The following is a 21,749-nucleotide window of genomic DNA, read 5'->3' on the forward strand; positions in this document are numbered from 1 at the left end:
GTACCTTCCGCTCACGTATTTTGCGCTGTCGCTTGATTGGCGTGGTAAGCGTCTAGCACATCAGAAGTTTCGCCAAGCATTTTGCAGCTCCCCTGTTCTATCCATAAAGTCCGCTGACAATACTTTTCGATTGTGTTGGAGCTGTGGGATACGAGTACAACAGTTTGTTCTGATTGCACAACTTCAGCCAGCGCTTTACTGGATTTTTCCTGGAAATCTTTGTCTCCGACGCCTAATATTTCATCAAGTAATAAGACATCAGGAGTAGCCTGTAAGGCAATCGCGAATCCTAGTCGTGCTTTTTGGCCAGCAGAGTAAGTTCTTAGTGGTTGTCGAATGACGTGGGCTAACTCCGCATAGTCGGTGACGGTCTCGATGAGGCTTTTAGCATGTTTAATTGGAAGACCCTGAGAAACTAACGATAAAACTATGTTATCAACCCCATTTAGGTCTTGTATGAAGCCAAGGTTAAGTGTTAATAGTTGGGCTCTGGTGTTCTCTTCTCGCCAAATCCTACCGGAGTTGGGAGCTATTATATCTGCTAGCAAACGCAATAGTGTTGATTTGCCTGCGCCGTTCTTACCAATGACTCCAAGGACTTCACCGTGCAATAAATCAAAGGTTAGGTCTTTGATCACCCAGTTTTTTGCACCAAAAATGCCGAGCCTATTCTTATAAAACAGGCTAACGTTATCGAATTTTAGTACAGGCTTCTTCATATTATTCTTGGGTAAATGCGATCGAAGTATTTGAGCGTAGCCGCGCCGATCAAAAGCGTTATGAACGCAAAACTGATTGGATACTGAAAATCGGTCAACAGTACCGGTTGGTCGTAAATCAATACATTACGATAGCATCTTAGTAAATCAACCATTGGGTTCAGTTCCAGTATGGCTCTAACATGTTCTGGTCTGGTTGTGATATCGAAAAAAACACCAGATGTGAACATCAAGCCCATTGAAATAATGCCAACAATGTGGGAGATATCCGGTACGATGGGTACGATGGATGCCACGCAATAGCTGATGCCAAGGTTAAGAAAAAGCTGTGTAATAAGAATTGCTATGAGAACCCAATCATTAGTTGGGGAAGATTCAACAAAGAATACAGAGATTGCTATTAGAAGCGGTATAACCACCAAGTATCTAAGCGTCTGTGATAATACATTGAATGTTGGAAATACCCATTTAGGAAAATAAACCTGGCCTAGTAAACCTTTGTTTCGTGTAATCACAGTCGCACTTGACTGTAGGCACGATTGTGTCCACTTGAGGGGTATCATGCCAAAAATAAGAAATATAAAAAAATCGGAACCGCTGTTACCTCTGAGTCCCGTTGAGAAAGCCAAGTACATAAGGCCACTCATGAGTAGGGGGTCAAGTAGCCACCATAGCGAACCGAGGTACGAACTCTGTGCGTCGGCCTTCAGGTTTCCATAGCCTCTCAGCCAGATTAATTGTAGGTTTCTTTTGTCCATAAATACTAAATATCTTCGTGGCACTGTCGGGTGGTCCACACCGAGCCGAAGTATAATGTGCGAAAAGCTGTTTGTCTCATACCCGGATACGTCTTCAATTCTTTGGGGTAAGACCTGCCCGGAAGCGGGTACAGAAATGTACGGATATTGCTAGGGTGATTAGCGCTGGAAATAGCGGTAACTTTGATTGCGCGAGTGTAACGTAAGCGGTAACAGTGGCAATGGCTAAGCTAAATCCGACGTATAGCAGGGTCGCTTTCACGTGATCTTGTTTGGAGCGTGCAAGCTTTTGATACAAATGCGTCCGATGTGGGCTTCTCCAATCCTGCCCCGTTACCATCCTAACCACTAGTGTATAGGTCGCATCCACCCAAAATGCGCTGAGCATTATCACCCAAACCCACGGCGTTATCTGTGCGTCTTTCGATGTTATAAACGCCAGGGTGCCGAAACTTAGCCCCAAAAACGTGCTGCAGGCGTCGCCCATAAAGATTTTTGCGGGTGGCCAGTTCCACACCAAAAAACCGAGCATTGGGACGGCGGTTAGGGCAAGCAGTATTGCTAGGTTCGTGTTCCCCGCCAGGGCTAAAATGATGGCAACAGCTCCCAACACAGTAACGGCTTCGCTGCCGGCTAGCCCGTCGATTCCATCCATAAAGTTGTAAAGGTTAATCAGCCAAACCATGGCTAAAGCTACGAATGGCAGGGGCCAGTGGTTGAGGTTTAGTGCAAATTCGCCCCAAATGGGTAATGCTGGCAGGGGGTAGAGTAGGGCAATTACCGTGATGGCGGAAATGATTTGCGCGCCAAAACGCCATCTCTTGGCCAAGGGTTTACGGTCGTCTAAAAAGCCTACTAGCGCAATCAGGGCGCCAGGCATTACGAGCGCTATGGTCTCTTTAGTGGTAAGCAATCCCACAAAATGGCCAACTAGCCACAAGGCGAGTATGGTAATAACTGCCACGACGCCACCACCGGTCGGTGTTGGCTGAGTGTGAGAGCTGCGATGATCTGGTGTGTCGATAATTCCCTGCTTGATAGCAGCAGTGCGGTATACGCCGGTGAAGAAAACTGTCCCAATAAACGCCAATAGGCCGCTAGCAATCAAAATCGTGCTCACGAGTTGTTTGCCTTTGAGTCTTCCGGTTGCCAGCCTAGGGTGGTGCAGGTATGGCTGATGTCTAACTCCAAATTACCGGTGAGCTTTCGGACGGTGTTTTTGGTCAGTGGTAGTGCCTTCAGTAGCTGTATGGCGGCCTTTGGTGGCTTGGCTAATTTGGGTTGCAGCTTGCAATCGCTAGCTATTTTACGCACCAAGCTTTCTGTGCTCATGGCGCCGCCGTCACTGGCCAAAAATACTTGATTGTGTGCGGCAGCATTGCTAACGCAGCGCTCTATCAAGCTATTCAGCGTTGGCAGTGAAACAATATCTCGCCGGTTGTCGATGCCGGCAAAGGGGAGTGGCCAACCTTTGTTTATGGCTTGCTTCAGTTTCGCGATGTTGCCCCCGGCGTCTGCGCTGTACACCAATGGCGGCCTGATAATGGTCCACTTTACCCCTGTGGTTTTACAGCGCTGTTTAAGCGTGATCTCTGCATTCAGCTTGCTTTGGCCGTAGTGGTCCTCGGGTTTGCAGTCAGATGAATGTGTGAAGGGCTGATTTGGGGCGGTTTCTTCGCCCATGGCTTTCACACTGCTAATCATAATGACGTGGTTAATACCGCAGTCTTTGGCCACATTCACCATGGTGGCGGTCAGGTCTACGTTGCCTTTTTCGTAGTCATGCTCGGTGGCACTGGGTTGATGGGCTACGCCTGCTAGGTGTACTAGGCAGTCATAGCCGAACAGTAACGAATGGAGCTTTGCCCGTTGTTGGTAGTCTACCTGCTGTAATCCAGGCAGGGCGCGGCGGCTTAGGCCAAGGCAGGTGTGGCCAGCTTCCATAAGGTACGGCAGTAAAGCGCGGCCGATAAAGCCCGAAGCTCCTGTAACTACGATGCTGGCGATGGTTTGTTCCTCGGCGTTGGCCCGTTGCTCACGCTTGCAATGGCGTTGATTTGTGCGGCTTTTAACGGCGCTAATAATGCCACCTAAGCCACTAATTTAAAAAGAGTTTCTATTGCTTGCCACGGCGGCGGCAAATTGGTAAAGTGCGCGCCTTCACAAAGTTACCTTTACGACCGTAGCTCAGTTGGTTAGAGCACCACCTTGACATGGTGGGGGTCGGTGGTTCGAATCCACTCGGTCGTACCAACTCTTTTGCCAAGCGCTTGCTTGGTTGATCTAAATCTCTCATGTGGCTCTTGGTAGGAGTCACCACTGGTTAAGGAGACGCTTATGCCCGTAATAACTCTGCCTGATGGTTCTCAACGCTCATACGATGAGCCCGTTTCTATCGCTCAAATTGCCGCCGATATTGGCCCAGGTCTGGCCAAAGTGACCCTGGGTGGGCGTGTTAATGGCGAGCGTCACGATGCCGTTGACCTAATTTCAGAAGATGCCGACCTGGTTATCTTCACGCCCAAAGACGAAGATGGCCTAGAAATTATTCGCCACTCTTGTGCGCACTTGTTGGGCCATGCGCTCAAGCAAATGTGGCCCGAGGCGAAAATGGCCATTGGTCCCACCATTGAGAATGGTTTTTATTACGACATTGATTTGGAGCACAAGCTCACCGAAGACGACGTTGCCGCTCTCGAGGCGCGCATGAAGGAGCTGGCGGCCACCAAATACCAGGTGGTCAAAAAGAAGGTGAGTTGGCAGGAGGCGCGGGATGTATTTGATGCGCGCGAAGAGCCCTATAAAACCACCATTCTGGATGAAAATATTGCCAAAGATGATCAGCCTGGCTTATATCACCACGAAGAGTACGTTGATATGTGCCGCGGCCCACACGTGCCGCACATGGGCTTTTGTCAGCACTTCAAGTTGCAGCGAGTCTCCGGAGCCTACTGGCGTGGCGATTCCGACAACAAAATGCTGCAGCGTATCTACGGCACGGCGTTTGCGGACAAAAAGGCCCTAAAGGCGCACTTGTCGTTTTTGGAAGAGGCGGTAAAACGCGACCATCGTAAACTGGCCAAAAAGTTCGACTTGTTTCACCTACAAGAAGAAGCACCAGGTATGGTGTTTTGGCACCCCAACGGTTGGACTATCTACACTGTTGTAGAGGAATACATGCGCCGCGTGCAGCGCGACAATGGCTATCAGGAAATCAAAACTCCGCAGATCGTCGATCGCTCGCTTTGGGAGCGATCTGGCCACTGGGACAAGTTCCGCGAGGATATGTTTACGGTTGAGTCCGAGTCTCGCGATTTTGCAATCAAGCCAATGAACTGCCCGTGCCACGTACAGGTATTTAACCAGGGGCTAAAATCTTACAAGGATTTGCCTTTGCGTTTGGCGGAGTTTGGCTCTTGCCACCGTAACGAGGCCTCTGGCACCTTGCAGGGCATTATGCGCGTGCGCGGCTTCACCCAGGATGACGCACACATCTTCTGCTCCGAAGATGCCATCCAAGATGAGGTATCCATCTTCACCGATTTGCTGTACTCGGTTTACGCCGATTTTGGCTTTGAGTCTGTGATTATTCGCTTGTCCACTCGCCCTGAAAAGCGCGTAGGTTCTGATGAAATCTGGGATAAGGCAGAGAAGTCTCTAGCCGATGCGTTAGATGCCAAGGGGTTGGCCTTTGAGCTATTGCCGGGCGAGGGCGCGTTTTACGGCCCTAAAATTGAGTTCTCTCTGCGTGATTGCATAGGCCGTGTATGGCAGTGTGGCACCATGCAGGTGGATTTTTCCATGCCTGATCGCCTTGGAGCCCAATACGTTGCCGAAGACGGAAGTCGTCAGGTGCCAGTGATGTTGCATCGCGCAATTTTGGGGTCTTTTGAGCGATTTATCGGCATTTTGATCGAAAACTTCGAAGGTGCATTCCCCGCTTGGTTGGCGCCAACCCAGGCAGTTGTGATGAATATTACCGACAGTCAGTCGGAATACGCCCAAACGGTCGAAAAAACGCTGCGAAATCGTGGTTTCCGAGTGGTTTCCGACTTGAGAAACGAGAAGATCGGCTTTAAAATCCGCGAGCACACATTACAGAAAATTCCTTACCTGCTAGTAACTGGCGATAAGGAAGTTGAAAATAGCGCCGTGGCGGTGCGATCACGTGATGGAAAAGACTTAGGTTCTATGTCCGTCGACGAGTTTTGTGATCTGCTTACTGCTGAAGTGGCAAAACGCGGTCGTGCGCAGGGGTGATAAACACCTGCGCGCTTCCGTGCATTTGTCTATTCTGTATTAGTCATGGCTAAAGGGGCAAAGGCCTCATACTTAGGAGATTCCAACTATCAAACGAGATTCATCTGCCGGACGTTCCAAGAAGGCCCGGATCAACGATCAAATTCAGGCCGCCCAAGTTCGATTGATCGGTGCAGACGGTGAGCAAGTCGGTATTGTTCCCATCGCAGAAGCACTCAGCACGGCTCAGGCCGCCACCCTCGATTTAGTGGAGATGGCTGCCGAGTCGGAGCCGCCCGTGTGCAAAATCATGGACTACGGCAAACATCTGTTTGAAATCAAAAAGCAACGTGCCGCTGCCAAGAAGAAGCAAAAGCAGCAGCAAGTTAAGGAAATGAAATTCCGTCCAGGCACTGATATCGGAGATTACAACATTAAATTGCGTAATCTAATCCGCTTTCTGGAAGATGGCGATAAAGCCAAGGTTTCTTTACGATATCGCGGCCGCGAAATGGCTCACCAAGAGTTAGGCATGGAAATGCTAGAGCGTATCGAGAAAGACCTTGAAGAATATGCAGTAGTAGAGCAGCGGCCAAAAATGGAAGGCCGCCAACTACTGATGGTGCTGGCGCCGAGAAAGCGCAAGTAGCCAAAAACCTCAAAGCCCCAGCACAATTAGCCAAGGGCTAATGGCTGGGGTTTTGTTTTGTCTGAATTGCAATGCTGTGCACTGCAGTTTAGAGCTGGGGCAGGGAGCACCAGCCGTGAACCTGGTTCACGCAAGCCTCGAGGGGCCAAGCTCGGCTTAGCTGGGTGTCGACTTCGAAGGCGTTTTTATTCAGGGCTCAGGATGGGCAATGAATAGAAGTAGGTAAAAAAGCAGCCAGGTTTTTAGCTACCGACCTGCTCCTTCTTTTAACAGTTGATCCCCCTGGCAGGGTAACCGGCCGGAGTCTTAAGGGGTCGTATTGGAGTTAACACCATGCCAAAAGCTAAAGTACACAGTGGTGCCGCCAAACGTTTTAAAAAGACTGGCAGCGGTTACAAGCACAAGCACGCTTTCAAAAGCCACATCCTGACCAAAATGACTACCAAGCGTAAGCGTCAATTGCGTGGTACTTCCACGTTGAATGCCGCCGACACTCCGTTGGTAGATCGTATGTTCCGCGCCAAGTAACGGGCGCATAACTTTTAGAGGATTAGGATATGGCCCGTGTAAAACGTGGAGTTGAGGCGCGTCGTCGCCACAAGAAAGTTTTGAAAGCAGCTAAAGGCTACTACGGTGCTCGTTCACGAGTATTCCGCGTAGCCAAACAAGCGGTCATCAAGGCCGGTCAATACGCTTATCGCGACCGTCGCGTTAAAAAGCGTAATTTCCGTGCGTTGTGGATTACTCGAATCAACGCACAATCGCGTGCTTTGGGCTTGAGCTACAGCCGTCTGATCGCTGGGTTGAAGAAATCTAACATCGAGTTGGATCGTCGCGTATTGGCTGATTTAGCCGTTCACGACAAAGCCACTTTTGCTGCCATCGTTGAAAAAGCGAAAGCAGCCCTGGCATAAACCCAAGCAACGTTAGCCGAGCTGCATTCAGAGCCCGGCTGAACGGCCAAGAAAGGGAAGGGGCTCTGGCTTCTTCCCTTTTTTGTTGCCTGTAGCCCCGTGAAGTGTGGCGTCAGGCCAAGCATAGATTCTTTGGAGAACAACATGGAAAACCTAACGGCGCTCACCGAACAGGCGCTGGCAATGGTCAACAACGCGGAAGACTTGGCAACCCTAGACCAAGTGCGTGTCGATTACCTAGGTAAAAAGGGCGAGCTTACTGCGCTGCTGAAAGGTTTGGGTAAGCTAAGTGCCGAAGAGCGCCCAGCAGCAGGTGCCAAAATTAACGAAGCCAAGCAGGCTGTGGCCGAGCGCATTAACGCGCGCAAGGCCGAGCTGGAGTCGGCCGCCATTGCGCAAAAGCTGGCGGCAGAAACCATCGACGTTACCCTGCCGGGTAAAGCGCAAGCAACCGGTGGCCTGCACCCAGTTACGCGAACACTGGAACGTATTGAGAAGATTTTTACCAGCATTGGCTACCGGGTAGAGCAGGGGCCAGAGATCGAAGACAACTACCATAACTTCGATGCGCTGAATATTCCGGCCCACCACCCGGCCCGTGCCATGCACGATACCTTCTACATCGACGAAAACCATGTTTTACGTACGCACACTTCTCCAGTGCAAGTGCGTACCATGGAAACCCAAAAACCGCCCATTTACGCCATATGCCCTGGGCGGGTATACCGCTGTGATTCGGATCAAACTCACACCCCAATGTTCCACCAGGTGGAAGGGTTGGTCATCGATAAAGACATCAGTTTTGCTGACTTAAAGGGCATCATTGTTCAGTTTCTACGAGCATTTTTTGAGCAGGACGAGCTCGAAGTGCGTTTTCGCCCCTCCTTCTTCCCCTTCACCGAGCCTTCTGCGGAAGTGGATATCCGTTGGGCTGCCAGTAAAACTGGCTGGCTGGAAGTAGGCGGCTGCGGCATGGTGCATCCGAATGTGCTTTCCATGAGCAAAATAGACCCAGATGCCTACACCGGGTTTGCCTTTGGTTTGGGTGTAGAGCGGTTGGCCATGCTGCGATATCAAGTGAACGATTTGCGCCTGTTCTTTGAGAACGACCTGCGCTTCTTAAAGCAATTTAATTGATTCGACGGCGGCTGGCGCCGTTAAAGTAGATTCTTAGGTTTCTGCTAATTTTACTTTAAGTTTTTATTTTAAATAACTGAATTTAATGGCCTTTCCAGGTTTTGGTTGGGCTGAATTACGGCGACAATGATATGAAATTTTCAGAGTCCTGGTTGCGAGAGTGGGTAAACCCAAACATCTCCACTGAGCAATTGGTTGAACAAATTACCATGGCTGGTCTAGAGGTGGATGCAGTCGAACCCGCTGCCGGCGAGTTCACAGGTGTTGTGGTAGGTGAAATATTGGCGGCGGAGCAGCATCCAGACGCTGACAAGCTGCGGGTGTGTACTGTTGCCGGTAATGGCAGCGACACCTGTCAGGTGGTCTGTGGCGCACCCAACGCTCGGGTTGGTATCAAAATTCCATTTGCTACGGTTGGCTCTGTGCTTCCTCCCGGCAGTGATGGAAAACCATTCAAGATCAAAAAAGCCAAGCTGCGCGGCGTGGAATCTTTCGGCATGCTATGCGCTGAGACTGAACTACAACTTGGCGAAGACAGCTCTGGCTTGTGGGAGCTACCCGCAGATGCGCCAGTAGGTAAGTGCCTGCGCGAATACCTGCAGCTAGATGACGCCTGCATTGAGGTAGACCTTACTCCCAATCGAAGCGATTGCTTCAGCCTGCGTGGTATTGCCCGTGAAGTAGGGGTGCTGAATAAGGCTGAGCTAACGCCGCCGGCCATTACGCCGGTTGCTGCAATTATTGACGACAAGCCTGCTGTGGCGCTCAACGCGGGTGATGCATGCCCGCGTTACGCTGGCCGCATCATCCGCGACGTGGATGTCACCCAGCCAAGCCCCCAGTGGTTACAAGAAAAACTGCGCCGCAGCGGCTTGCGCAGCATCGACGCTATTGTGGATGTGACCAACTTTGTGCTGTTGGAGCTGGGCCAGCCCATGCACGCCTTCGACTTGGATACGCTGAAAGGTACCGTGCAAGCGAGAATGGCTGCTGCGGGTGAAAAGCTGGCTTTACTCAACGGCCAAGAGGTTGAGCTGGCGGCTGAACATCTAGTAATCGCCGATGACTCCAAACCAGTAGCATTGGCAGGAATCATGGGTGGTGACGCTACGGCAGTGAGTGGTAAAACCCAGAATATCCTGTTAGAAGCAGCCTACTTCAACCCGCTCGCCATTTCTGGTAAAGCGCGGCAATTCGGCTTGCATACTGATTCATCTCACCGCTTTGAGCGAGGGGTAGATTATCAACTGCAAGAGCAAGCGATTGAACGAGCTACTCAACTTATTATGGATATAACCGGCGGCAAGCCGGGGCCCGTAGTGCTGGTCGAGAATGATCAGGTTCCTAGCGACCGCCAAGTTGGATTGCGCCGTGCCCGCATTTTGTCCGGACTGGGCTTCACCTTGGAAGACAGCGAAGTGGTGGATATCCTCGCTCGCTTAGGCTTGGAACTGGCCGAGACTTCCGAGGATGGCTGGACTTTCAACGTGCCAAGCTACCGTTTCGATATCAGCATAGAAGCTGATTTACTGGAAGAGCTGGCTCGTATCTACGGCTATAACAATCTGCCCATCACTACCATGGCCGTGCCCATGGCCATGGAAAGCCATTCCGAAGCAGTGGTAAGTCTATCGTCACTCAAACGAGTATTGGCTACCCGCGGCTATCAAGAGGCCATCAGCTACAGCTTTGTGGCAGAAAAGATAGAGCAATTAGTAAATCCAAACGGCAAGCCGGTAGCGCTGCAAAATCCCATCAGTGCTGATATGAGTGTTATGCGCACGTCTATCTGGTCTGGTTTATTGAGTGTGCTGCAATACAACGTCAATCGTCAGCAGCCTCGTGTGCGTTTATTTGAAGCTGGCCTCAACTTTGTGTCTCAGGATGGAAGCCTGGAGGAACTGCAACAGGTGCCGGTGCTTTCTGGCTTGTGCTACGGCCCACGCCAAGAAGAGTCCTGGAGCGGAAAATCCGAATTGGTGGACTTCTACGACTTAAAAGGCGATTTCGAATCTTTGCTGGCAGTGACAGGATCGGAGCATTTTGAGTTTGTTGCGGGTAGCCATCCAGCACTGCACCCAGGGCAAACCGCAGATGTTGTCAAAAATGGGCACAAGGTGGGCGTCATCGGCGCTTTACACCCAGAGGTTCAACGCAAGTTGGACATCGACAAGAATGTCTATCTGTTTGAAATCGAACAGTCGGCGCTGTTGGCTACCCAAAGCCCCACTTACCAGCCTTTGTCTAAGTTTCCTGAGGTAAGACGAGACATAGCTGTCATTGTCGATCAATCAGTGGCCGCTAATCAGCTCACAAATGCGGTCAAAGAAGCAGCTGGGAGTTACCTCACAGAGTTAAAGATTTTTGACGTATATGTTGGCAAAGGTATTGATACACAAAGAAAAAGTGTCGCCTTGGGCTTGACGTTCCAGCATCCTTCCAGCACTCTTACAGACGATGAGATCAGCTCCTTTGTAAACAGTGTTATTGAGCACCTCAAGGAGAAGCTAAACGCGGCCCTGCGTTAACTCGCTATTGGCCGCAAGGATCGGGGCCATGAGTATGACCGGAGCGTTAACAAAGGCAGACCTGGCCGAACTCCTGTATGAGGAGCTCGGCTTCAACAAGCGCGAAGCAAAAGATCTGGTAGAGGTCTTTTTTGAAGAGATTCGCACCGCGTTAGAATGTAACGAGCAGGTGAAGTTATCAGGCTTTGGTAACTTTGATCTGCGTGATAAGAGCCAGCGGCCAGGGCGGAACCCAAAAACCGGTGAAGAGATACCCATCTCTGCTCGGCGGGTAGTAACCTTTAAGCCAGGCCAAAAATTAAAGGCAAGGGTAGAAGCCTATGCTGGAACCAAGCCACAATGACGAGCTGCCGGCGATTCCGGCAAAACGCTACTTCACCATTGGCGAAGTCAGCGAGTTGTGTGCTGTAAAACCCCACGTGCTGCGGTACTGGGAGCAAGAATTTCCACAGCTTAAGCCGGTAAAGCGGCGCGGTAACCGTCGCTACTATCAGCGCCAAGATGTCATCACCATTCGCCAAATTCGGGCCTTACTGTACGACCAAGGTTTCACCATCAATGGAGCCAGGCAACGCATGAGTGGCGAGGTGGACGAGCAAGACAACACTCAATACAAGCAGATAGTGCAACAAATGATCGCCGAGCTAGAAGAAGTGTTGGGTGTGCTTGAGCAAGAATAATTACTTGCAAAAAAACACCAAAAGTGTATTATCTCGCGCTCGTTAAATCCCTTTGAAAACAATAGTTTAAGGGGAGATAGACGAAACTACGGAGTGTAGCGCAGCCTGGTAGCGCACCACACTGGGGGTGTGGTGGTCGTCGGTTCAAATCCGGCCACTCCGACCATACAAACGACAAAGGGCCCGTCCGAAGGACGGGCCCTTTGTCGTTTGTATGGTCTCAAATAGTTGAGTTGAGCCGCCAGTAACCGTCGGTTCGTAAAAACCAGGGCAGCATTTTTGGACAGCGCAACGCGCTGCCAGCAGGGCGAGGGCCAACAATGGGTTCCAGTCAAATCCGTCCCGAAGTTGTCCCCGCGTCTGTGAGTTTATATTGAAAAGGCCTAATGAGTAGGAGATGCGACCGACACCGCTTGACTCAGATAGCTATTTTTTAACTCAAAGCAACATCATCAGCGACAATCGGTCGGCTTTCGCGGGTTGCGCGCATCCATTTTTCGGGTTGATCAGGTCCAGCGATTTCTATGTGATCTTCATAAACCGCTTTTATCTCAGCAACGAAAGGAAAGTCGCCCATAGCGGGCACGCGATAGCTGACAGTGTCGCCTACTTTGAATGTCTCCGGTGAGAAGTTGAATTCAAACGGGCAATTGCCATCACCAGAATTTTGCATTGTTTCATACCTATGTTGGTCAGTTCTTATAGTGTACTGTCCAATTCGCTGTTGTAAACTTTTGTTTTATCAAATCGTGGATAGATCCAGTATAAAGCAGTTCACGAGCTCTGCTTAATCAAGCCAAATGTTTGCAGATTTGTGGGTGGTGTTAGTGACAGAGTGGGTGAATGTAGGGCTAATACTCTATAGTTGATAAGAAAATCTCAAATCACAGTTTCGGGGCTGGCCGGTATAGCGAACTTGTGTATCGTATAAAACCGGGGCATTCATGTAGTGCTTTTTCCATATTTTTGCCTAATATCGTCGACGATTTTATTTTGTTTTCTGTAAATTAAGCGTTTTTTGAGATTGTTGTCGATATTTAAGTGGCGATAAACCAGTGTTTTTAGTGAAGTTTCGAGTTAGATGGCTTTGATGTGAAAAGCCGCAATCAATTGCGATAGATGCAATATCAATCATTGTGTTAGCCAGCAGATACTGTGCTTTTTGAATTCTTTTTAGTAATAAAAAGTTGTGGGGGGTCACGCCCATTTCGCTTTTAAATTTTTTAGCTAAAAGGGCTGGCGAGAGTCTTAGCTCCGCTGCAATGTCTTCTATATTTATTTTATTGCTAATGCCCAGCGTAAGGCGCTGTAAGGTGTATTTTACTGGGTGTGAATGTAGTTGAAGTTCGGCCAAGCCATCGTCCTTTTTGCCGAGGTAGTTCATTATATACAAGCCAGCTGCTTGTAGATGGGCGTCGACGTAGCTCTCTAGATTAGGGTCGCCAGATAATAAAACGTTGCTGATGTGATTCGCGTTTGTAAACAAGTAAGTGTTGTTAAATGATCCCACATACGCAGTGTTAGTTATTTTATCGCCAATCTTCTGATAGATATGCTGTAATAAATTACATAAATCACTGTCGGCGAAAGTGATGGTTATCACGTCCATTTCCCCATTGACTCGCCAAGACATCTCTTGTTGACGCGGGACTAAAGCGACATCTCCAGGCATTGCGTGGTCAGTTGATAAATTCGTATTATCTGCCAGTCTCTTTATTTTAGCTCTTCCTGCACTGATAACGGCTAGAATCGGGTAGTTTAGAGCAGGAACCTTATACTCTCCCAAAAAGCCCCTCCAGCGCTGTAAGACGCATCCCCCCCAGCACCGGCTGTAATGTTGTACAGAAGGCGCAAAGGAATGTGCTCGATTAATAATCTCGGCTTGATCTATCAACGAATTGGGCGTCATAACAAAAGCTGCTTTTATAATTATTAATGTGAGATCGTAAGGGCGTGCGATCTACACAGTAGCAGCGTCTATTAAAAGATAATTAGTTATTTTGTGCAATCGGCGTTTTTCAAGCTAGTTGTCACCATCAGACCGTTTAAGCTGCCTGCTTTTCTCCCTGTTTAATCTGCTCTTTTTCTGGGTTTAGCGTTGTCGGCCCCACCGGTGTGCAATTGCGAACATTGCGTTTTCCCCACCGATTAGGATGTGCAGCTTTGGCTTCCTCGATTCCTTCTTTTCGCTTTGCCAGTATGGCTTTATCTTGCCCTTTATGACGTTGCTCAGGCGTAACAAAGCGCAACTTACTGTGCTTGTGCTCATAGTTATACCAGCGGGTAAATTTCAATACCCACGCCCTAGCTTCATCAATATTTTTAAAGCCCGCTGACGGCCAATCAGGCCGATATTTACACGTGCGGAACAACGACTCTGCAAACGGGTTATCGTTGCTCACTCGTGGACGACTGTACGATGTCGTCACACCAAGCTCATACGCCTTGGTACGCATGGTTTGGGATTTCATCGGTGCGCCGTTATCGGAATGCAATACAACACCGCTGTGCAAACATTTTTCCCGTATTAGCGTTTGCTCCAATAACATAGCTGCATTTTCGCCAGACTCTTGCTCATGCACTTCGTGACCGATAATTTTCCGACTGTATAAATCTTCCAGCATGTATAGGTAAAAAAATTGCCCACGCACCGGACTGGGCAAATAGGTTATGTCCCAACAAAACACCTGGCTCGGTCCAGTCGCAGTATAGGTGGTTGGCATGACCCATACTTTCGGAGCTAGGCTTCGACCTCGGTGATGCAACTGGCCGTGAGCTTTTAAGACTCGGTAAAACGTCGACTCTGAGCCATAATATACACCGTCGTCCAGTAACTCCGGTACGATCTGAGTCGGCGGTAAACTGGCAAATTTTTCTAAATTACAGGCATCGATTATCTGAGCTTGCTCCGCTTCCGACAGCTTATTGGCTGGCACAGGACGAATAGCCTCGGGCCTTTTATCTGCCCTTACCTGACCATCGCGATACCACCGACGATAGGTCCGTAATGTGATGCCTACTTCTTTGCACGCAACATCGAGTCTGGCTCCCGATTGATTGGCCTCCTGTATCAACGACACATACTTTATGCGCTCTGGGAGTGAAGTTAACCTTCCTCGTTGTCGTTCTCCCAGAGCGCATTTAGCTTTTTTCTGAGCACCAAGATCGCTGCCGTCTCAGCCAAGGCTTTCTCTTTTTCCCGCAGCTCACGCTTGAGATCTTTAATTTCTTGCTGATCCGCCTGGCGTTGTCGTTTGGCCTCAAGTTCTTGCTCGCGAGAACTTATAAAACCTCTGAGCGAATCGGTTTTCCAGAGCTTTATTTGGTCAATATACAGACCTTTTTCACGACAATATTCACTGAGTTCAGCTTCGTTTAAACTTGCTGTTTCAATTACCGTAGCAAGCTTAGCTTCTGCTGACCAGTGATCGGGTGTGGACTTATTACCGGGCACAGGACGACCTTGTTGTTTGGCTTTATCCCGCCAATTATACAAGGTTTGCAGTCCAATCCCTTCATCTCTAGCAACTTGAGCAACCGACATACTTAAGGGCGGCAACAACTTGCTCAAGATCATTTGCTTACGTTCTTCGCTATAGCGCGGCATCATCAAAACCTAAACGCCCCAACTGGTTAATTTTTAAGTAGTGACAACTATCCTGCCAGAGGGGGCCTGTTGTACGGATTCCGAACAGGATACATCCACGTTGAAGTAGCTGGCGTTTGCTCCTAGCCGTTCGACGGCGGCCTTGCCTACTTTTTCGTTCATGTCGAAGATAGCAACGTTAGCGCCGGCGGCGATATAATTTTCTACCGTGGCTAAACCTAGGCCAGATGCGCCACCGGTAACGATCGCCGTTTTATCTGTAATTTCCATTGTTTGTTTCCGTATAGATTTCTTTGACTTAGTCAGCAATCAGTTGCTGTTTAGTTAATTTTTCTTCGATAATGTTGGGGGCTGCGAAGCGTTCTCCGTACCGCTGAGTCAATGAGTCACAGCGCGCTTTAAAAGACTGTAAACCGTAAGTGTTGACGAATTGCAGAAAGCCGCCGCTCCAGGTAGGGGCGGTTTGGCTTTGTATAGCAGCGACGTTGCTTTCTGCTACTGTTCTAACAATGCCTTGTTCGTAGCAGTTAAGTGCCTCAATTACTTGGCGAAAAAGCAGCCGGTCTTTGATATCTTGCCTTGCTATATTGGGAGCGGCTATGTCGTTACTGCCGGAGTCTTCACAGGCTTCTATTGGGCCCTTCGGCATACCAAGTTGTTTACCTAAGTTGTTTATTAGTATTGAGTTCGAACCTTCATTCAACAATCGTTCGCCTTCGTCAACATAACTTTGGGTAATACGAGTTAGATACGAGTCTTTAGTGCTGTGTAAAACAATGGGTGTTTTTCGTAATTGACGAACAAAATTAAAAACGATTGCTGCAGTGTTAATAGAAGTTTTCTCAGTACAGCATATCTCCACAACAGGATGGCTATTTTCAGACGATAACCAATGGAGTCCGATGGTGCGATCTGACAGTTCATTGTTGCTAGTTAATGAATCCACAGGCTGCTTAGGGTTTAAAACCACGATTGCAGCACCAGTGGGTATCAGTGGCTCTATAGTCTCTAATAAGCTGTTATTGTTAACAATGATCAATTGACAGGTTAACAGATCTTGTTTGGATGCTTGAGACACCTTGTTCAAGGAAATAGTAATATTCTGTTGTTCGCATGCAAAAGCGATATTGTTTGTGAGTTCATCCGATTCGAAAATGGCGATTTGGGTGACTGTAACAGTAGTGTCGGCAGCGGGGCGGTAGTTTTTACTATTCACTGCGTTGGTTTGAAAGAATAGCGTATTGATCATATTTTTTGCTTCTGCGGTTAGGGTCAGCTGCACCAACCCTCGGCTTTCCGCCTTCATGCCGCTGTCGAAATCGGTAGCAAGAATGTTACTGGCAACAGATAAAATTACTTCAGGCGCTGGCAATAAACCCCTGGTTTTTTTATACACTTGAAATGGTGCGGCGCTCAGCAATTGCTTGATTTTAGGATCCCAGATATTGCCGTTTTTAATTTGGTGTCCTTTTTGATCCCACGGCTGGGTACATGCGTCGGGGTTTGATTCGATATATTCGAACGCAGCAGACAAAAGCTCTTTCTGATTAGTAACGGTGGCGTCAATTAGGCCTGCTTCAAGCGCTTGAGCAGCATTCAATCTGTTTCCGTCCAGTATTAGCGGAAGTGCTTTCTCTGCGCCTAAGCGGTGAATGAGTCTAACCATGCCTCCTGCACCAGGTAGCAGGCCCAGTGTTACTTCGGGTAATCCAAGTTGCATGTTTTCGGAGTCGACGGCAATTCGGTAGTTGCACGCAAGGCCGATTTCTAAGCCTCCACCGAGTGCAGCACCATTAATCGCTGCTACTACAGGCGCAGCAATCTTTTCAAGTCGTCTTAGTGGTGCTTTGATTTCGTCTTCGATTTGTTTAAATTGCTCGTCGGCTTGATTAGCGGTGACTTGAGCAAGTTCTGCCAGGTCTCCGCCGGCAAAAAAAGTGGATTTGGCGGAGGTGATAATGACTCCTTTCAGATTGGCTACTCCTTCAAGTCTGTTAACAGTTTCGCCAATTGCGCGACGAAATTGAGCATTCATGGCGTTCACCGGACCGTCTAAGTCCATAGTTATTGTTACGATGTTATTGTTGTTTTTGTGATATAGAAAACCGTGGATATTGTCGTTCATGGTCACATTCTCAATGTTAATTCGTGAAGGCTGTTAAACCCGTTCGATAATGGTGGCGATACCCATGCCACCGCCGACGCATAGCGCTATTAGCGCGCGTTTTGCGCAGCGGCGTTCAAGTTCGTCTAGCATGGTACCAACTAACATGGCGCCGGTTGCTCCCAGTGGGTGGCCCATGGCGATAGAGCCGCCGTTGACGTTGGTGATTTCGTGCGAAATGTTCAGGTCTTTCATAAAGCGCAGCGCTACTGAAGCAAAAGCCTCATTGATCTCGAATAAGTCAATGTCAGCAGTAGTTAGCTTGGCTTTTGCCAGTGCTTTTTTGGCAGCCGGACCTGGCCCTGATAGCATGATAGTAGGTTCACTAGATAGAACCGCAGTGGCGATAATACGGCCACGAGGTTTAAGACCTAGGTCCTTTCCAGCTTGTGAATTACCGATGAGGACAGCGGCAGCACCGTCTACTATCCCGGAAGAATTACCTGGCGTGTGGACGTGGTTGATGGCAGCCAGTTGGGGATACTTGGACAGCATCATTGCATCCGCGCCCGTAGCGCCTAGTTTTGCAAATGAGGGTTTGAGGCCGCCTAAGATGGTGGTGGTTGTATTGGGCTTAATGAATTCATCATGGCAAAGTATGGATACGCCATTTTGGTCAACTACGGGCATAACTGATTTGTCAAACCATCCTTTAGATTGTGCATGTGCTGCCCGTTGTTGGGAGGTTACCGCGTATTGGTCCACGTCCTGTCTGGTGTAGCCATCTAGGGTAGCTATGGTATCGGCCCCGATTCCTTGCGGCACAGATTTACTGTGGAATGCCACTTCTGGATCGAACATCCAGGCGCCACCGTCATAACTCATAGGGACGCGAGACATACACTCTACACCTCCGGCTACTACCAGGTCTTCCCAGCCTGATGCTACTTTTTGAGCAGCAAAATTAACCGCTTCCAGTCCAGATGCGCAAAAGCGGTTAAGCTGTACCCCGGGGACACTCTCATCCCAGCCGGAAAGTTGGGCCATAGCTTTGGCTATATCCCCGCCTTGTTCACCAACGGGAGTGACACATCCCATGACGACATCGTCCACTCGAGCAGTATCTAAGTCGTGTCTATTCTGCAATTGGCTTAGTAGATTAGCACCGAGCACCACGGGCTTCACTTCGTGAAGGGCGCCGTCTTTTTTTCCTTTGCCTCTTGGTGTTCTTATGGCGTCGAATATATAAGCAGTTTGCGTCATTCTTTTCTTCTCCGTCAGCCAAAAAATTTTGTAGCTATAATGGTTAAATGTCGTTCACTTAGCGAAGTAGATTGCGAGCTATGATCAGCCTTTGAATCTCACTGGTTCCTTCATAGATTGTCGTAATGCGTGCGTCGCGAGTAAGGCGCTCTAATGGATACTCCTTTACGTATCCATTACCGCCTAGCAATTGTAATCCGGTGTAACAGGCCCGATTTGCCGCTTCTGAGGCAAACAGTTTTGCCATTGATGCCTGAGCGGAAAACTGACCTCCCGCGGCTTTCGTGCTGGCGGCTTGCATCAATAAAAGCCTGGCAGCCTCAAGTTCGGTTGTAGAATCCGCGAGCATCCACTGAAGGCCTTGAAATTCGGATAATGATTGGCCGAATTGCTTGCGTTCTTTTATGTAGTTAGTGGCGTATTCTATAGCGGCCTGGCCAATTCCAAGTGCCAGAGAACCTATGCCGATGCGGCCGCCGGCGAGTTCACCCAGTGCGATTTGGAGGCCCTTGTTGAGTTGACCCATTAAAGCATTAGTCGGTATACGACAATCATCAAAATAGACTGGATTGGTAGGAGACCCGTGTTGTCCCATTTTATGTTCGGCTGGGCCGACCGTAACACCAGGAGTATCCCGTTCAACTAAAAAGCAAGATATTCCTTTTCCTTTGGGTGCATCTGGATCGGTCACTGCCCAGACTACAAAGACACCGGCGAATTCAGCACTAGTAATATAGGTTTTACTGCCGTTAAGCATGTAATGTCCATTCTCTAATACTGCTCTAGTTCGCATGGCAGAAGGGTCGGAACCCGCATTAGGTTCTGTTAAGCAAAAACCAGCGGCTGGGTATTCGCCAGAGCAAATTAATGGCAGATACTTCTGTTTTTGCTCTTGACTTGCCACTGACTGAATTACCTCGGCCACCATGTTGGTGACTGATACCGTTACAGCTGTTGAGGCGCAGGCACGTGCTAGTTCGGTGATGGCCAAGCTGAATCCAATTGGCCCTACATCGGTGCCACCATATTCTGACTGTACATTGAGCCCCATAAAACCGAGCGCGGCCAGTTTTTTTAGGTTGTCAAAAAAAAGAGATTTCGCACCTTGCGTACCGGTGTCGAGTGCGGAGGCATTGGGTAACAGCACTTTTATCCCAAAGTTCTCCGCAGCGTCTTTAATCATTTGTTGATCTTCGGTGAGTGTAAAGTTCATTGTACTTAGTCTATTTTCCAGGGTAATTTGGCTGTGTTTTATCTATAAAAGCACTTACGCCAGCTTGAAAGTCTTGTGTTTTAGTGGCCGCGCAAAATGCCAATCGCTCCTGCTTTAGTCGCTTTTTTAACGTATTAGGTTCGTTATTTACCAATTTTTTATAGGCTGCATAAGCGCTGGTTGGTCCCTCTGCGATTTTAGCTACTAATTGGTGGCATTGTTTTTCGAAATCACTTTCGTTAACAATTTTATTAATTAGCCCATTCTCTAAAGCTCTTGGGCTGCTCCATGCTTCACTCATATACATCAGAGACGCCGCACGGCGACGTCCCACGACTTGCGGTAAAAAAAAGCTGCCACCGCAATCCGGTGGGGCGCCAACTTTGTCATAGGCTAAGAGGAACTTGGTGTTTTCGCAGGCGAAAGCAAGGTCACAAGCGGCCATTAAACTTAGGCCGGCACCAGCGACGGCGCCGTGTACGCAGGCTACGACAGGAAAGGGGGCTGAATAGATAAATTCCACTACAGGGCATAAGGCATCCAATAGGCCATTAATTAATTGATCCGTGGTACTGAAGTCATGGGCAAAGGCTTCAACATCGCCCCCGGCCATAAACGCGGGACCGTTACCTTTTATTACTACACATCTTAAATCGAGCCGTTTTTGTAGTGGTGCAAAAGCATTTTGAAGAGCTTGTGCCGTCGCTAAATTCAAAGCATTTAAGGCTTCAGGGCGGTTTATCGTGACCGTGCCAATCTTTTTTTCTTCGTCGACTGCGCTAAAGGCAAGCATGCGTATCTCTCCTTTGGTCGCGTGTTATCGATAGGCTCTGGCTGATTGATTTAGTTTATCCAAGGCTTGTCGATATTCGCTTTTGAGGTTTGTGATGATATCTTTGGTTAGTGCCACATCTGATATGGCGCCAACACCTTGCCCGGCCGACCAAATGTCCTTCCACGCCTTAGAGTCGCCACTGAGTTCTGTCTCAGCATTCATAGTTGGGACGTCTAGCGTTGTTAGGTCTATGCCACCACCACGGATGCTCGGCTCTAAAAAATTCGCGTTGACCCCTGAGATCTTTGGCGTGTAGACGATGTCCTTAGCACTGGAGCCTATCAACATTGCTTTATAATCAGCGCCAGCGAGGCTCTCCTTTGTGGCTATGAATCGAGTCCCCATATAGGCAAGATCCGCACCGGCAGCTTGAGCTGCCAATATACTAGCGCCACTACTGATGCAGCCCGATGCAATAATAGGTTTATCGGTAAGGCTTTTTAGTTCATCAATAAAGGCAAAAGGATTGTAGGTGCCAGCGTGGCCGCCAGCACCTGCGCAGACCGCAATCAAGCCGTCTACGCCAGCTGTTAGCGCTTTTTCGGCAAAGCGAGTCGTCGTAACATCATGGAATACGATACCGCCGTAACTATGAATGGCATCCACCACTTCTTTTGCTGCGCCTAACGATGTAATGACGATAGGAACTTTGTGGTCAACAACAACGTTTAGGTCTGCTTCCAGTCGATGATTTGTTTTATGCACTATGAGATTTACTGCGAAGGGGGCGTCTTGTTCTACTAACGATTCTTCTATCTCTGTTAGCCATCGATCAACACCTTCAGTCGTACGCTGGTTCAGCACCGGAAAGCTACCGACAATTCCTGAACGACAACACTGGATAACCAAGTCTGGTCCGGATACCAAAAACATAGGGGCCACGATTACGGGTAAGGCCAAATTACTAAAGGTTGTTTGGTGCATCGAGAATGTCCGCCTGTGGTACGTTATAGAGTGTATTTGAGTGATTTCGCTATTATGGAATCTTAGCGATGACTAAAAGCCGGATACATGGCCGTGGAGGTGCAATCATTTGACATTTCGTTATAATGATAAGTGTTCATTTGCAATTCTGATGCTATTCATGATTCAACCTGTCTTAG

The 21,749-nt window shown here is 48.8% G+C and carries 21 protein-coding genes and 2 tRNA genes; 10 read left to right on the forward strand and 13 right to left on the reverse strand.

Annotated elements, in window-relative coordinates:
- Positions 1 to 11 precede the first annotated feature (11 nt).
- The 4 genes from ACGHM3_RS09920 to ACGHM3_RS09935 all read right to left on the reverse strand — a co-directional run bounded on the left by ACGHM3_RS09920 (position 12) and on the right by ACGHM3_RS09935 (position 3,580).
- Positions 12 to 719, reverse strand: coding sequence for an ATP-binding cassette domain-containing protein (locus tag ACGHM3_RS09920; RefSeq protein ID WP_345419059.1), 708 nt, complete (start codon positions 717 to 719; stop codon positions 12 to 14).
- Positions 716 to 1,477 (reverse strand): ABC transporter permease, encoded by a 762-nt coding sequence (locus ACGHM3_RS09925; RefSeq protein ID WP_345419062.1) that lies wholly within the window; start codon positions 1,475 to 1,477, stop codon positions 716 to 718. Before ACGHM3_RS09925 ends, ACGHM3_RS09920 begins: the two co-directional genes overlap by 4 nt.
- Positions 1,478 to 1,571: 94 nt before the next feature.
- The gene (locus ACGHM3_RS09930; RefSeq protein ID WP_345419065.1) at positions 1,572 to 2,597 is read right to left on the reverse strand and encodes a glycosyltransferase family 4 protein; all 1,026 of its coding nucleotides are present in this window, start codon (positions 2,595 to 2,597) and stop codon (positions 1,572 to 1,574) included.
- A complete protein-coding gene (locus tag ACGHM3_RS09935; protein ID WP_345419151.1) occupies positions 2,594 to 3,580 on the reverse strand; it encodes an NAD-dependent epimerase/dehydratase family protein in 987 nt (328 codons plus the stop codon). Before ACGHM3_RS09935 ends, ACGHM3_RS09930 begins: the two co-directional genes overlap by 4 nt.
- A gap of 73 nt (positions 3,581 to 3,653) precedes the next feature.
- Between ACGHM3_RS09935 and ACGHM3_RS09940 the strand changes: the two genes are divergently transcribed.
- The 10 genes from ACGHM3_RS09940 to ACGHM3_RS09985 all read left to right on the forward strand — a co-directional run bounded on the left by ACGHM3_RS09940 (position 3,654) and on the right by ACGHM3_RS09985 (position 11,790).
- A tRNA-Val gene (locus ACGHM3_RS09940) sits at positions 3,654 to 3,730 on the forward strand.
- Positions 3,731 to 3,814: 84 nt separating this feature from the next.
- A complete protein-coding gene (thrS, locus tag ACGHM3_RS09945) occupies positions 3,815 to 5,737 on the forward strand; it encodes a threonine--tRNA ligase (protein ID WP_345419068.1) in 1,923 nt (640 codons plus the stop codon).
- A gap of 88 nt (positions 5,738 to 5,825) precedes the next feature.
- Entirely contained in the window at positions 5,826 to 6,365 is a 540-nt protein-coding gene (gene infC, locus ACGHM3_RS09950) for a translation initiation factor IF-3 (protein ID WP_345419154.1), read from the forward strand.
- 333 nt (positions 6,366 to 6,698) lie between these two features.
- The gene (gene rpmI / locus ACGHM3_RS09955; protein WP_345419072.1) at positions 6,699 to 6,893 is read left to right on the forward strand and encodes a 50S ribosomal protein L35; all 195 of its coding nucleotides are present in this window, start codon (positions 6,699 to 6,701) and stop codon (positions 6,891 to 6,893) included.
- A gap of 29 nt (positions 6,894 to 6,922) precedes the next feature.
- Positions 6,923 to 7,279 (forward strand): 50S ribosomal protein L20, encoded by a 357-nt coding sequence (gene rplT / locus ACGHM3_RS09960; RefSeq protein ID WP_345419075.1) that lies wholly within the window; start codon positions 6,923 to 6,925, stop codon positions 7,277 to 7,279.
- A gap of 144 nt (positions 7,280 to 7,423) precedes the next feature.
- A complete protein-coding gene (gene pheS, locus ACGHM3_RS09965) occupies positions 7,424 to 8,416 on the forward strand; it encodes a phenylalanine--tRNA ligase subunit alpha (protein ID WP_345419078.1) in 993 nt (330 codons plus the stop codon).
- 110 nt (positions 8,417 to 8,526) lie between these two features.
- Positions 8,527 to 10,944, forward strand: coding sequence for a phenylalanine--tRNA ligase subunit beta (gene pheT / locus ACGHM3_RS09970; RefSeq protein ID WP_345419157.1), 2,418 nt, complete (start codon positions 8,527 to 8,529; stop codon positions 10,942 to 10,944).
- Between the two features lie 34 nt (positions 10,945 to 10,978).
- The gene (gene ihfA, locus ACGHM3_RS09975; RefSeq protein WP_345419159.1) at positions 10,979 to 11,287 is read left to right on the forward strand and encodes an integration host factor subunit alpha; all 309 of its coding nucleotides are present in this window, start codon (positions 10,979 to 10,981) and stop codon (positions 11,285 to 11,287) included.
- Complete coding sequence (locus tag ACGHM3_RS09980; protein ID WP_345419081.1) at positions 11,265 to 11,624, forward strand: MerR family transcriptional regulator; 360 nt, start codon at positions 11,265 to 11,267, stop codon at positions 11,622 to 11,624. Before ihfA ends, ACGHM3_RS09980 begins: the two co-directional genes overlap by 23 nt.
- Positions 11,625 to 11,713: 89 nt before the next feature.
- Positions 11,714 to 11,790, forward strand: a tRNA-Pro gene (locus ACGHM3_RS09985).
- A 267-nt stretch (positions 11,791 to 12,057) separates the two neighbouring features.
- Here ACGHM3_RS09985 and ACGHM3_RS09990 read toward each other — a convergent pair.
- The 9 genes from ACGHM3_RS09990 to ACGHM3_RS10030 form a co-directional block, all read right to left on the reverse strand.
- Positions 12,058 to 12,297: a hypothetical protein gene (locus ACGHM3_RS09990; protein WP_345419084.1), complete on the reverse strand. Its 240-nt coding sequence runs from the start codon at positions 12,295 to 12,297 to the stop codon at positions 12,058 to 12,060.
- Positions 12,298 to 12,612: 315 nt separating this feature from the next.
- Positions 12,613 to 13,410 carry a helix-turn-helix domain-containing protein gene (locus ACGHM3_RS09995; RefSeq protein ID WP_390518039.1) on the reverse strand — a complete coding sequence of 266 codons (798 nt, stop codon included), beginning with the start codon at positions 13,408 to 13,410 and terminating at the stop codon, positions 12,613 to 12,615.
- 259 nt (positions 13,411 to 13,669) lie between these two features.
- Positions 13,670 to 15,231, reverse strand: a protein-coding gene (locus ACGHM3_RS10000; RefSeq protein WP_390518241.1) for an IS3 family transposase whose coding sequence is annotated in 2 segments (ribosomal slippage) — positions 13,670 to 14,763 and positions 14,763 to 15,231 — 1,563 coding nt in all. Because the reading frame shifts where the segments join, the coding sequence is not laid out codon by codon here.
- 33 nt (positions 15,232 to 15,264) lie between these two features.
- Entirely contained in the window at positions 15,265 to 15,501 is a 237-nt protein-coding gene (locus ACGHM3_RS10005; protein ID WP_345419090.1) for an SDR family NAD(P)-dependent oxidoreductase, read from the reverse strand.
- 28 nt (positions 15,502 to 15,529) lie between these two features.
- Positions 15,530 to 17,356 (reverse strand): enoyl-CoA hydratase-related protein, encoded by a 1,827-nt coding sequence (locus ACGHM3_RS10010; protein ID WP_345419093.1) that lies wholly within the window; start codon positions 17,354 to 17,356, stop codon positions 15,530 to 15,532.
- A 33-nt stretch (positions 17,357 to 17,389) separates the two neighbouring features.
- A complete protein-coding gene (locus ACGHM3_RS10015; RefSeq protein WP_345419096.1) occupies positions 17,390 to 18,598 on the reverse strand; it encodes an acetyl-CoA C-acetyltransferase in 1,209 nt (402 codons plus the stop codon).
- 58 nt (positions 18,599 to 18,656) lie between these two features.
- A complete protein-coding gene (locus ACGHM3_RS10020; protein ID WP_345419099.1) occupies positions 18,657 to 19,811 on the reverse strand; it encodes an acyl-CoA dehydrogenase family protein in 1,155 nt (384 codons plus the stop codon).
- 10 nt (positions 19,812 to 19,821) lie between these two features.
- The gene (locus ACGHM3_RS10025; RefSeq protein WP_345419102.1) at positions 19,822 to 20,604 is read right to left on the reverse strand and encodes an enoyl-CoA hydratase-related protein; all 783 of its coding nucleotides are present in this window, start codon (positions 20,602 to 20,604) and stop codon (positions 19,822 to 19,824) included.
- A 24-nt stretch (positions 20,605 to 20,628) separates the two neighbouring features.
- Positions 20,629 to 21,570 (reverse strand): nitronate monooxygenase, encoded by a 942-nt coding sequence (locus ACGHM3_RS10030; RefSeq protein WP_345419105.1) that lies wholly within the window; start codon positions 21,568 to 21,570, stop codon positions 20,629 to 20,631.
- Positions 21,571 to 21,749 lie beyond the last annotated feature (179 nt).

It is taken from the genome of Halioxenophilus aromaticivorans (assembly GCF_042850945.1).
In the GTDB taxonomy this organism is placed as follows: domain Bacteria; phylum Pseudomonadota; class Gammaproteobacteria; order Pseudomonadales; family Cellvibrionaceae; genus Halioxenophilus; species Halioxenophilus aromaticivorans.

Coding starts and splice junctions, on each gene's coding strand:
- ACGHM3_RS09920 (WP_345419059.1), bottom strand. CDS start 719: ATGAAGAAGCCTGTACTAAAATTCGATAACGTTAGCCTGTTTTATAAG.
- ACGHM3_RS09925 (WP_345419062.1), bottom strand. CDS start 1,477: ATGGACAAAAGAAACCTACAATTAATCTGGCTGAGAGGCTATGGAAAC.
- thrS (WP_345419068.1), top strand. CDS start 3,815: ATGCCCGTAATAACTCTGCCTGATGGTTCTCAACGCTCATACGATGAG.
- rpmI (WP_345419072.1), top strand. CDS start 6,699: ATGCCAAAAGCTAAAGTACACAGTGGTGCCGCCAAACGTTTTAAAAAG.
- rplT (WP_345419075.1), top strand. CDS start 6,923: ATGGCCCGTGTAAAACGTGGAGTTGAGGCGCGTCGTCGCCACAAGAAA.
- pheS (WP_345419078.1), top strand. CDS start 7,424: ATGGAAAACCTAACGGCGCTCACCGAACAGGCGCTGGCAATGGTCAAC.
- ihfA (WP_345419159.1), top strand. CDS start 10,979: ATGACCGGAGCGTTAACAAAGGCAGACCTGGCCGAACTCCTGTATGAG.
- ACGHM3_RS09980 (WP_345419081.1), top strand. CDS start 11,265: ATGCTGGAACCAAGCCACAATGACGAGCTGCCGGCGATTCCGGCAAAA.
- ACGHM3_RS09990 (WP_345419084.1), bottom strand. CDS start 12,297: ATGCAAAATTCTGGTGATGGCAATTGCCCGTTTGAATTCAACTTCTCA.
- ACGHM3_RS10005 (WP_345419090.1), bottom strand. CDS start 15,501: ATGGAAATTACAGATAAAACGGCGATCGTTACCGGTGGCGCATCTGGC.
- ACGHM3_RS10010 (WP_345419093.1), bottom strand. CDS start 17,356: ATGAACGACAATATCCACGGTTTTCTATATCACAAAAACAACAATAAC.
- ACGHM3_RS10015 (WP_345419096.1), bottom strand. CDS start 18,598: ATGACGCAAACTGCTTATATATTCGACGCCATAAGAACACCAAGAGGC.
- ACGHM3_RS10020 (WP_345419099.1), bottom strand. CDS start 19,811: ATGAACTTTACACTCACCGAAGATCAACAAATGATTAAAGACGCTGCG.
- ACGHM3_RS10025 (WP_345419102.1), bottom strand. CDS start 20,604: ATGCTTGCCTTTAGCGCAGTCGACGAAGAAAAAAAGATTGGCACGGTC.
- ACGHM3_RS10030 (WP_345419105.1), bottom strand. CDS start 21,570: ATGCACCAAACAACCTTTAGTAATTTGGCCTTACCCGTAATCGTGGCC.